Source organism: Nocardia sp. NPDC004123, from assembly GCF_053603795.1.
In genome coordinates, this window is the sequence record NZ_JBSGGG010000031.1 from 113,731 (window position 1) to 124,651 (window position 10,921).

Consider the following 10,921-nt stretch of genomic DNA (forward strand, 5'->3'; position numbering starts at 1 on the left):
ACGCCCAGTTCATCCAGATCCGCAAGATCGACCGTGTCTGGGCTACCAGAGCGGCAACGTTTCGTCATACCTCCTCGGCGATTGTGCAATGCGATCGCCCGCCACACCTGATCGGCGTCCGATGTGGACACCGCCTTCGGGGTGATTCACTCATCCCGCCTGCGGAAATATGTGGTGGAGAAGGGATTTCAGCGCGAGTCATTTCCTGGGTTTATGCCGTCGCGGCGGTTGGGTGGCGGGTAGGCCATGGCCGCGCACCCGGAACGGACGTGATCCCCGGGTGCGCGGTTGTGGCGCGGCCTGCTATTTCGCGGGCGCGGCGGGTTGTGCGGGGTCTTTGCAGTAGGCGAGCTCGGGTGGGCAGGGCGAGAGGATGGTGGAGAAGTACTGGATGGCGGCGAACAGGGTGATGGGTCCGCCGGCGACGACGAGCCCGGTCATGGAGCCGACCGCGGCGAGGGTGGCGGCGCCGAGGACACAGCCGGCGACGGCGGCGCCGACGAAGGGTGCGAGCAGGAAGATGACCGGGCTGGTGATCGCGGCACCGACTGCGGCGCCGGTCAGGCAGCCGACGCCGGCGCCGAGGACGGCGCCCAGGACGGCGCTGACGGCGGCGCCGATCGTGAGGCGCTGGGCGAAGGTGCCCAGGGCTTGCGCGTCGCGGGGGTTGACCGATTCCGCGATCTGTTTGGCGGCTTGGTCGGTGGTGATGACCTGGTTGCGGGAGACGGCCTCGGCGGGGCGGCCGTCGGTCCTCGAGGGTGTGAGGGTTGCTGTGCCGCCGTCGATCTGGGCGTTGATCGGGTAGGCCGTGTTGTCGATCTGGTAGGTGAGCGGGATGGCGGCGATCGGTTGATCGGTGTGGTCGGTGACGACGAGTTGGTCGCCGTCGACCTTCAGCTTGCCGTCGTTGGTCGTGAGTACGGCGGCGTCGCCGCGTCGGGCGACTTCGTAGTGCACGGCGTTCGGCGCTGGGTCGGCGGGAGCGGGGTTGGCGTGGGCCGTTGCGGTGGTGAGTGCGATGGCTGTCGCGGTGAGCAGTGCGGCGGTGGTGGTTTTCCTCATCGGGTGTTCCTTGTTTCATCTACGGGATTGGTGCGGATCTGGGATGGTGCGCACCGTGTTTGGGGTCGCGTCGTCGATCAGTTGCCCGGCTTGTGGCCGGGGTCCGTAGCCGGCGGCGGGGTCGAGGTGTCCGACCGGGCCGGCGTCGATCAGGCGGCTGCCCCAGGCTTCGGCCAGGCCGGCTACGCGCCGGCGGGTGGCGAAGGGGTCGTTGGTGCTCGCGGCCACGGCGGTGGGGAATGGCAGCCAGCGTCGCGGGATCGGGTTCGCACAGCCTCGCATAAACTGTCAGACATGACAACTGTCATTACCGACATTTTTAGAATCCGCGGCGCTCCCAGTGGCTCACCCCCGGCTGCCGACCGGATCGGCCAGCGGGATCCGAGCGGGCTCTTCGGGCGGCTCCTCTTGCTGATCGCGAAAGGCATTGTCGCTGGCATCATTTCGGTGATCCGCGCTTTCGGTGTACCCGAGAACTGGATCGAGGTCACCGCCTCGAACAACTGTCATCAACGACAGTTGTCATAACTGACAGTTCATGGAAGGGTGTGGTCGGCGCAGCCCACACCGCCGACTGCCGAAGGTCACCTGACCAGTTGATAGCCGCCAGATGTCGCGCGCTGTCGATATGGCCCGGTAATCCACAGAGCTGAATTGCCGGCGACATGCCTTGTTCGAGGGTCCGATGCGTCGGACGCTCTGTACGTAGGGGAACCAGGAGGAATTGGTGGACCAGATGCGGAATCCGGAGACGCGGAGCAGAACCGGGCTCGGTGGACGGGGCGTATCCCGCCGCGGGTTCATCGGGATGACGGCAGCGGCAGCCGCCTTCGGACTGTTCGGGCGCGCGGTCATCGCGCAGGGCGATGCCGCCGTGTCCGGCGATCCCCGCGATATCGCCGCTGACGCCTACGTATTCGGTTATCCGCTGGTGTTGATGGACATCACGCGCGCGGCGAACGGGGCCGGTCTGGCGACGAATCTCTTCCTGGCGCCCCCGCCCGTCGATCCGGCAGCGAAGTCCGTGGTCGCACCCAATGTGGACACCTTGTACGCCTCGGCCTGGCTGGATTTGCGCAACGAGCCGGTCATCGTGCAAGCGCCGACCGCCTCGGACCGGTACTGGCTGTTGCAGTTCATGGATGCGTGGACCAACACCGTGCACAACCCCAGCAGCATCGCGCCCGGTACGGCCGCCGGGCAATCGCCCCACCTTTACGCGGTGACCGGGCCCGGGTGGTCGGGCACCTTGCCCGAGGGCGTCACTCAGCTGTCCCTGCCCACTGATCGCGGCTGGCTGATCGCCCGCGTCGAGAACCACGGCGCAGCCGATCAGGCCGCCGCGGAGGCCGCGCGGAAGCAGCTGGTCATGGCCCCGCTGAGTGCCTGGAGGCTCGGTGTGCGCCCGGCCCCGATCCAGGTACCCGACGCTATCCTGCACGCGCAAAGCACACCGCCGCCGGAAACGGTGGCGCGCATGGACGGCCGCACCTTCTTCAAGCACCTGTGTAATGCCATGGCCGCCACCCCACCCGAAGACGCTGCGGCCCTGGCCCGCTTCGCCGGAATCGGCATCAAACCCGGTAGCACGGACTTCTCCCTGTCCGACCCGGACCTCGACGCCGCGGTGCAGGATGCCCGCCGGCGTATCGCCGACTATCGAAATCCCCAGGCCAAGAACGAGAACGGCTGGTCCTTCGACGTCAACCTGGGCAGCTACGGCACCGATTATCTGCTGCGAGCGAGTGTCGCTATGCGGGCATTGGGCGCCAACCTGCCCAAGGACGCCATCTATCCGATGCTGATCGCCGACGCCGGAACACCGGATGTGCCCCGTCGCTACCGGCTGCGTTTCGCGCCCGGAGCAATCCCACCCGTCGATGCGTTCTGGTCACTCACCGCCTATACCGCCGACCGATATCTGGTATCCAATGCGGCGGGTATCTACGCCGTCGGGCACCTGGTCCCCCCGGTACCCGGCCCCGACGGCTCGGTGGAACTGGCCATCCAGGCCGCCGATCCGGGACCGGATGTGCCGCAGGGCAATTGGCTGCCCATCCCGGACTCCGGCGAATTCGGTCTGTTCCTGCGCCTCTACGTCCCGAAACCGGAAGCCTTCGACGGCCGCTGGCAACCACCCGCACTGACCCTGGTCTCCTGATCCGACGGGGTCTTCAGGCTGCGCCGCCCAGCGTCGGGCGGCGGCTGCAGCGTGTTCTCGGTGAGCTGCTGATCTGCGGAAGCGCTAGGGGCTTGCCGGCGAAGTCGTCTGTGGGACAACCCTTCTGCACATGGCGGCGGAAATATCGCCGCGCACCCTCGGCTGAATCAATGTCGCATACCCGGACACCAGCACCGGGTGCTGGATCGTGCCCTACGACGTCGGTCCCGACACCATGCTCACCATCACGGGCCGGCTCTCCGACGCCCGCTACATGTCGTTCAACACCTACGGCAGCAAGGCCGCCAACTTCACCTACGGTGCCGCCTCCGCGCTGGCGGACTACCGCATCGCACCCGACGCCGGTTCGGCCAATCCGTGGCGGCAATCCAGCACCGGGTGGCGAGTACTCCATCACCGTGCGTCCGGATACGCATGCGAGTGCCCCCGACGAGCTGCCGCTGACGCGCGCCGCAGTATTCGGCCGGTCACAACGGCTGGACCCGGCCGCGCGCGGACCGTGCGCCACGTGGTGCACACCCGCCGCGATGCCGATCGCGCTGATGCCGATGCGCACATGAGCAGGCCTTACGTCCGGCGTCCATCGTTCCGACGCGGCGTCCTGAGTCCCGCGAGACCAATGATGGGCCGGGATCCGCTACGCCCGGGAAGGCGGTACGCTAAATTCTGTCAGTCATGACAGTTTTACGGATCGTCCGGTTCCGAGGGCTCCACATCCGGAGTCCTTTCGGCAGCTGATCCGGCGAACATGCCCCTGAAAGAGAGTTCTATGTCATCACGATCCCAGGCGCGGCCCAGACGGCTGCTTGCTGCCGCGAGACCACTACCGGCGTTCCTCATCGCTGTTCTCACGCTGCTGTCCCTTACTGCCGCCGGCGCACTCACGCCGCTCGCGACCGCCGGGCCCGACGCATCGAGCGGAACCTCGAGCCGCGTCGGCGGCCGATTCACCGACTGTTTCTGGCATAACGGCGCCTACGGCGCGCATGACATCAACACCGCCTACCCGGACGCCGACGCGACCTACTGGGGAGCGACATTCAACCGCCCCGCAGGCTCGACGCTGACTCTCGAAGGGGAATTTCCGCACAGTCGTTACTTCTCGCTGATCAGCTACGACCTGCTCGGGGCGGCGGTCGACGGGCTCGCTGACTACCAGATCGATCCGAATTCCGGTGCCACCAACCCGTTCCGGGCCGGCGAGCACCGCGATGCCACCGACCGTGCCTTCACCGTGAATGTGGTCGACAAGCAGAACCCCGGCTTCACCCTGAATCATCACAGCACCGAGGCCCCACGCAATGTCCTCTACACCAAGTCCAACACGGCCGCATCGAACTTGCCGGTCGTCGGCGGTCTGATCCCCGAAATCCTGCTCACTCGGGTCTATGTGCCCGACGCCGGACTACCGCTCACCGGCGGGGTGCCGCTGCCCCAACCCAAGTTGGTGCTGAAGGACGGCACGGTACTGACCGGACAGGCCGCCTGCCAGGCCCTGCACTCCGAGGATGACCGTACGGCCACGAACCTGGCCACCGGCTCGCTGAACCTCAACCTCAACACCTACCGAGCGCTCCGATACCCCGACAAATTGAACGCACCGTGCAACGTGCTACCCGGCATTGCCGAGTCGCTGATCGCCCCTGGCTGCCCGACCATCTACACGGCTCCGTCGGCGCTGGTGCAGGTGCCCAGGCAGGTCCCCGACACGTTCCCGGCAACCTATCCCGCGCAATGGCGGTCTCAGTACGACCGCCGGTATCTGCTGCAGCTCTACACCGGCGACAACGCACCTGGCGCCGAGTCCAACCCGACTCGGTCGGGCGGCGGCGGGTTCTTTCCCAATGTCGACAACAACTACATTCGCACAGCCCTCAACAGGAAGTTCGGCAAAGTTGTTGTCCTGCAAGGCAAGCTGCCGACAACGCCCATAACATTCCACGGTGACAACATCATGGGCTCCGGCCAGGTCCGCTACACCTCGTTCTGCATGAACGAGTCCGTCTACACGACCGCTGTCATGGACTGCGCCTACGACGAGCAGATCCCTACGGACAAGGACGGTAACTACACCATCGTCATCAGCCGGGCCGAGGACCGACCCGCTGACGCCAACGCCCAGCACGGCGTCGGATGGATCGAATGGTCGCCACGTGGCGACGGCGACCAGGATCCGGACTTCGGCTGGCTGCAGATTCGGCACATGCTTCCGGACCCGGACTTCGCCAACGCCGTCCAGAACACCCGGACACCGGGCGACGAATCGACTGTCATGGGCCCGTATCTGCCCTCGGTCACCTATTTCGCCGACGGTGCCGCGTTCGACTCGTGGCACTCCACGAACTGAGCTGAGGCCGCCTGGCGCACGTGTTACGTGTGCCAGGCGTCGGGCAGGGCACTGAATGCCTGCTCGATCAGCTCGATCAGATCCGGTCGCGAATCGGCGTCCTGCATTCGAAGTTGCCGGTCACGTAGTAGAACGCTGCGCAATACCGCGACCGCGGTCCGGCCGTAGAGGTCGGCGAGGAAGTCGAGGTCGGCAGGAACCGGGTCCATACGGGAGAGCCGGTCACCGATAGCGGCCGCGATGGCCTCCTCGAACCTCAGGGCCAGCGATAGCCCGGACAAGCCCAATCCCGCCTCGGAGCGCTGCTCCAAATACACCGAGAGCACGGTCGGGCGAATCCGACCCCGGTTCGGCTGGATCAGTCCGAGGACCGCGCGTTGGACCGCCACCAAGGGGGCCTCATCGTTCGGCCTCGCGCGAATCTGATCGGTGAGCAGCGGCAGCCGCGTAATCAGCTCGTCGACCAGCAACTCTTCCTTGCCGGCGAAATAACGGAAGAACGTCCGCTCGTTCACCCCCGCTTGATCGGAGATCTCCCGAATCGTCGTCGCCGAGTAGCCTCGCTCGGCGAAGAGTCGGTCGGCCGCCGCCTGCAACGCCTGCCGCGTAGCCATCTTGTTCAACTCACGTCTGCCGCGCGCCTGTGTCACATCACCACCGTATCGGGGCTGATCGCCGGCATCGACGCTGCCGCACGGACTCGCCGACCTCGGTGGGCACACCGATCTCCGCGACGCTGTCGGTCACCGCGCTCGGCAGTCCGGTGTCGCGAGTTCGCATTCGATGCGGTGGGCGGCACTTGCAGCCACCGAAAATCCAACGGATATGGCCTGGCCTCGGCGGACGGTCCGAGTTGATGGCGTGACATGGAACTTCGTTGGATTCCGCGCCTGCCAGTCCGGTCAGCCCCTACCCGCTGACGGACACACCTTGGCTCGCCGAGGGGGTCGACAACGCCGGACCAGGAAGTTATTCGATCTTTGCGTATCCGCCTGCCGCGGTACGCCGGTGTTGCGTGCCGATGGGATCGTCGTAGGCGTCCGTTCGCGAACCGTCCTCGATTCGCCGTTTGATCTCAGCAGAACCCCCGGACCCGGCAGTGGGGACCGCGAGCGTTGGATCTGCTCGGTTCACTCGGCGATGTTGGCGAGCATGGCCGACAGCCACCGGGCCGCCGGGGGCGCTACCCGCGATAGGACGTACATGAGGTGTGCCTCGGCCGCGATGGGGGCTACCGCACGGTTGTGGTCGATGGCGTCGAGAATGTTGGATGCAGCGCGCTGGGGAGTGTAGCCGCGCTTGGCGTAGGTGCTGGTGGTCTTCGCTTTGCGTGCATCGGCGTTGTCGCCTCGATAGGGGCTGCTGTGGGTGATCGCGCTGTTGATGACAGGGATCTGAGGCGGCCGTCTACGATCGGCTGCCGTTACAGGCCGGTGAGATACGCTGAGGGTTGTCCGCGCGCGTTGTCCGGTTGCTGGGCACGCGCTGGGGGATGGCTACAGCCCATGAGCGAGAATGATCTGTTCCGGACAATCCGTGACGTATCCGAACCGGTCGCGGAGGAACTAGCCGCGGCCGGGTTCGAGGATGTGGAGGAGATCGGGCGGGGCGGCTTCGGTGTGGTATTCCGTTGCACCCAGCCCGAGCTGGACCGGATGGTGGCGGTGAAGATCCTGACCGCCGAGCTCGACGCAGAGAACCGGGGGCGATTTCTACGGGAGCAGCGGGCGATGGGTCGGCTGACCGGGCATCCCAATATCGTGACGATGCTACAAGCGGGTACCACCGCGAGCGGACGCCCGTTTCTGGTGATGCCGTATCACCCGTTGGGCTCCCTGGATGCGCGGATCCGCGGGCAGGGCCCGCTGCCGGTGGAGACCGTGTTGTGGATCGGTGTGAAGATCGCGGGGGCGCTGGAGTCTGCACATCGCCTCGGTATCGTGCATCGGGACGTGAAACCGGGCAATATCCTGCTGACCGACTACGGCGAGCCTGCGTTGACCGACTTCGGCATCGCGCGCATCGCCGGTGGGTTTCAGACGGCGGCGGGAACCCTCGCGGGGTCGCCGGCATTCACCGCCCCGGAGGTGCTCGAGGGCGAGACTCCCACTCCGGCAGCGGACGTCTACGGGCTGGGCGCCACCTTGTTCTGCGCCTTGACCGGGCATGCCGCGTTTGAACGGCGCAGCGGGGAGAACGTGGTGACCCAGTTCCTGCGGATCACCACCCAGCCGATGCCGGACCTGCGCGAGTACGGTGTCGTCGAGGGCGTGGCCACGGTGGTGGCGACGGCGATGAGCCGTGATCCGCGCGAACGGCCCTCGGCGGCGACGCTCGGGGAGGCAATCCGGCAGGAGCAGCGCCGCTACGGGTTCGCGGTCGAGGAGATGGCGATACACGTCGCCGAACCGGAACACGAGCACCGAGACCGCACGCCCGCCATGCGGGGGTGGCGTCCACCGGCGGCGGCGCTACCACGGGGTGCCGACAGTTTGCCGTTGACGTTGACCAGTTTCATCGATCGCCGCAGCGAGATGGCGGAGGTGAAGAATCTGTTGTCCTCGGTCCGGCTGGTGACACTGACCGGGATCGGCGGGGTCCGCAAGACCCGGCTGGCGCTGCGGGCGGCGGCAGCAGCACGGCGGGAGTTCGCCGACGGGGTGTGGCTGGTCGAGCTGGCCGACGTGTCCGACCCATCGCTGCTGGTCGACGTGGTGGCCGCTGCCCTGGGGCTGCGGGACGATCCGACACGGCCGCTGCAGCAGGTGGTGGTGGAGTTCCTGGCCACGAAGGAGTTGCTGCTGGTGTTGGACAACTGCGAGCAGCTGGTCGCATCGGTGGCGGAGTCGGTCGAGACCTGGTTGCGGGACTGTCCACACCTGCGGATCCTGACCACCAGCCGCGAACCGCTGGACATTGCCGGGGAGATGGTGCTGCAGGTGTCGCCGCTGACGGTGCCGGACCCGGACCGGACGCCGTCGCTGCAAGGACTACCCCGCTACGCCGCGGTGACGTTGTTCGCCGACCGCGCGAGCGCGGTGGTCCCGGGTTTCGAACTTTCCGAGGGCAACAAGTCCGCGGTCGCCCGTATCTGTGCCCGGCTGGACGGGTTACCGCTGGCGATCGAGCTGGCTGCGGCCCGGATGCGCACCATGTCGCCCGAGCAGATCCTGCAGCGGCTCAACGATGGGTATGCGCTGCTGACCCGCGGCAGCCGCACCGCGCCGACGCGGCAGCAGACCCTGCGATGGTGCATCGACTGGAGCTACCAGTTGTGTACCCCGGCCGAGCAGCGGCTGTGGGCCCGGCTGGCGGTGTTCGCCGGTGGCTTCGAAATCGACGCCGCCGAACAGATCTGTGGCGCCGATATGGCACCGGACGATCCGCTCGATGTGTTGTCCTCGCTGGTGGACAAGTCGATCCTGATCCGCGACGAATCCAACGGCGTGGTGCGGTTCCGGATGCTCGAGACGGTCCGCGACTTCGGCCGGCAGGGGCTGCGGGAGTCCGGCGAGGATCAACTGGTGCGGCGCCGGCACCGCGACTGGTACCAGCGGCTGGCGCTGGACGCGGAGGCCGGATGGATCAGTGACCGGCAACCCTACTGGATCGCCCGACTCGACCGTGAGCAGCCGAACCTGCGCGGCGCACTCGAATACTGCCTGGCCGAGGACACCGATGAGGCGGCCGAAGCTGGACTACGCGCCGTCAGCGCACTGTCTCTGTTCTGGATCTTTCGGGATCTGCACGACGAAGGCCGACGCTGGATCGACCGCGCCCTGGCCCACCCGCGCGCGCACTCGATACCCGACCGCGTCAAGGCGCTCCATACCGGCACCGTATTGGCCGCGACGCAGGGCGATCTCGAGTCGGCGGCCGCGCTCGCGGAGCAATCCCACGCGTTCGCCGAACAGGATCCCACTCCTATGACCCAGGCGTTGGCGTCTTACACCGATGGCTTCCTGGCGCTCTACATCGGTGACCTTGCTCGCGCGTTCTCCCCCCTCGAACGTGCCATCGACGTGTTCAGCTCGAATCGACAGGGATATCTCTATGTTGGCGCCTTGACGTTTCTCGGTCAGGTACACGCCCTGCAGGGCGATACAAAGCGGGCGATCGAGTGTCAGGAGCAAGTGCTCTCCATCACCGAGGCCTGCGGTGAATCGCTGTTTCGCCCGATCTCGCTGTGGGGCATGGGATTTGCGGTATGGCGGCAAGGCCGGCGACAACGGGCACAAGAGCTGCTCGAGCAGGCGCTGCGCGTCAACCGTCGAACAAGCAGCCCGCTCGTCGCCGCGTTGAGTCTCGAGGCGCTGGCCTGGACCGTCGGCGCCGGCGGTGACGCCGAGCGCGCGGCCGTTCTGATGGGAGCCGCGAAGGAACTATCACGGTTCATGGGTAGCGCTGCGGGTATCGTCGCGGGTTCACTTCCCTATCACGACGCATGCGACCGGTCGGCGCGTGCAGCCCTGGGGGCACGCAGGTTCCATGCGGCCGTTCAGAAAGGCCAAGCGATGGGTATGGACGAAGCCGTAGCCTACGCAGTCGGTGAGCAACCCACCGAGACCACGCCGGGTCCCGACGTGGGACTGACCAAGCGCGAACGCCAGGTTGCAGATCTCATCGCCCAGGGCCTCACCAACAAGCAGATCGCGATCAAGCTGACGATCTCCCAACGCACCGCCGAGGGGCACGTGGAACACATTCTCACCAAACTCGGATTCACCTCCCGGGCACAGATCGCAGCCTGGATCACCGAACACACCGAACGACAGAATCATTGACCGCAATCGAGACATCGCGCGCGGTGAATCCGGTCCCAGCGTTCGTGCCCACCCCGGCAGCCCGAACAACTCACCCTCGAACTTGACGCGTTGGAACAACCTCATGAGAGGGCGCAGCTAGTCGTCATCGTCTTTGTTGCCGATGTCGTCTGGATCCACATCGGCGATCTGGAGCAGCGCCAAGAAGATCTCCTCCACGCTCTGTGACTGCGGGAGGCTCGTCGCTCCTGAGGTGTGGCGGATCGTTTCGTGATTGGCCGTGCCGTTCCGCTGGTCGTCGGCCAACTCTTCGATGACCTGGGCGATTGTTCTTATGGAGGGGTCGTTCTCCGCGATGTAGAACCACCACAGCATGTTGATCAATGGTTCGGCCATCGCAGTACGGGGACAGCATCGGCGGGTGACATGGGTGAGTTTGCCTTTGGGCTACTTGGTGACCCCGGCAAGCTTGGCCGAGACTGCCGCCGCGATGCGAGGCGTGAACCGGGCCAGTGCGTACATCAGGTGGGCTTCTGCGGCGATGGGGGCGACGCCGGTGTTGCG

At 66.3% G+C, this 10,921-nt stretch carries 7 protein-coding genes and 1 pseudogene; 4 read left to right on the forward strand and 4 right to left on the reverse strand.

Annotation, left to right across the window (positions count from 1 at the left end):
• Positions 1-303: 303 nt before the first annotated feature.
• Together ACWEQQ_RS36820 and ACWEQQ_RS36825 are read right to left on the reverse strand one after the other, a co-directional pair.
• The gene (locus tag ACWEQQ_RS36820) at positions 304-1,065 is read right to left on the reverse strand and encodes a hypothetical protein (RefSeq protein WP_452351477.1); all 762 of its coding nucleotides are present in this window, start codon (positions 1,063-1,065) and stop codon (positions 304-306) included.
• Positions 1,066-1,080: 15 nt separating this feature from the next.
• Positions 1,081-1,344: pseudogene (locus ACWEQQ_RS36825) on the reverse strand (RBBP9/YdeN family alpha/beta hydrolase); the annotation flags it as partial.
• A gap of 15 nt (positions 1,345-1,359) precedes the next feature.
• Here ACWEQQ_RS36825 and ACWEQQ_RS36830 point away from each other — a divergent pair.
• The 3 genes from ACWEQQ_RS36830 to ACWEQQ_RS36840 all read left to right on the forward strand — a co-directional run bounded on the left by ACWEQQ_RS36830 (position 1,360) and on the right by ACWEQQ_RS36840 (position 5,594).
• Positions 1,360-1,593 (forward strand): hypothetical protein, encoded by a 234-nt coding sequence (locus ACWEQQ_RS36830; RefSeq protein WP_452340983.1) that lies wholly within the window; start codon positions 1,360-1,362, stop codon positions 1,591-1,593.
• Positions 1,594-1,873: 280 nt separating this feature from the next.
• Positions 1,874-3,226, forward strand: coding sequence for a DUF1254 domain-containing protein (locus ACWEQQ_RS36835; protein ID WP_452351478.1), 1,353 nt, complete (start codon positions 1,874-1,876; stop codon positions 3,224-3,226).
• 790 nt (positions 3,227-4,016) lie between these two features.
• Positions 4,017-5,594, forward strand: coding sequence for a hypothetical protein (locus ACWEQQ_RS36840; RefSeq protein ID WP_452351479.1), 1,578 nt, complete (start codon positions 4,017-4,019; stop codon positions 5,592-5,594).
• Between the two features lie 23 nt (positions 5,595-5,617).
• Here the strand turns inward: ACWEQQ_RS36840 and ACWEQQ_RS36845 are convergent, their stop codons facing one another.
• Entirely contained in the window at positions 5,618-6,244 is a 627-nt protein-coding gene (locus ACWEQQ_RS36845) for a helix-turn-helix domain-containing protein (RefSeq protein ID WP_452351480.1), read from the reverse strand.
• A gap of 855 nt (positions 6,245-7,099) precedes the next feature.
• On the opposite strand from ACWEQQ_RS36845, the gene ACWEQQ_RS36850 reads away from it, so the two are divergent.
• Positions 7,100-10,378, forward strand: coding sequence for a protein kinase domain-containing protein (locus ACWEQQ_RS36850; RefSeq protein WP_452351481.1), 3,279 nt, complete (start codon positions 7,100-7,102; stop codon positions 10,376-10,378).
• Between the two features lie 117 nt (positions 10,379-10,495).
• Here the strand turns inward: ACWEQQ_RS36850 and ACWEQQ_RS36855 are convergent, their stop codons facing one another.
• Complete coding sequence (locus tag ACWEQQ_RS36855) at positions 10,496-10,753, reverse strand: hypothetical protein (RefSeq protein ID WP_452351482.1); 258 nt, start codon at positions 10,751-10,753, stop codon at positions 10,496-10,498.
• Between the last annotated feature and the right edge of the window lie 168 nt (positions 10,754-10,921).

What these genes read in the sequence shown, in the direction of transcription:
- ACWEQQ_RS36850 (WP_452351481.1), top strand. Translation starts at nt 7,100, where the DNA reads ATGAGCGAGAATGATCTGTTCCGGACAATCCGTGACGTATCCGAACCG.
- ACWEQQ_RS36835 (WP_452351478.1), top strand. Translation starts at nt 1,874, where the DNA reads ATGACGGCAGCGGCAGCCGCCTTCGGACTGTTCGGGCGCGCGGTCATC.
- ACWEQQ_RS36830 (WP_452340983.1), top strand. Translation starts at nt 1,360, where the DNA reads ATGACAACTGTCATTACCGACATTTTTAGAATCCGCGGCGCTCCCAGT.
- ACWEQQ_RS36820 (WP_452351477.1), bottom strand. Translation starts at nt 1,065, where the DNA reads ATGAGGAAAACCACCACCGCCGCACTGCTCACCGCGACAGCCATCGCA.
- ACWEQQ_RS36840 (WP_452351479.1), top strand. Translation starts at nt 4,017, where the DNA reads ATGTCATCACGATCCCAGGCGCGGCCCAGACGGCTGCTTGCTGCCGCG.
- ACWEQQ_RS36855 (WP_452351482.1), bottom strand. Translation starts at nt 10,753, where the DNA reads ATGGCCGAACCATTGATCAACATGCTGTGGTGGTTCTACATCGCGGAG.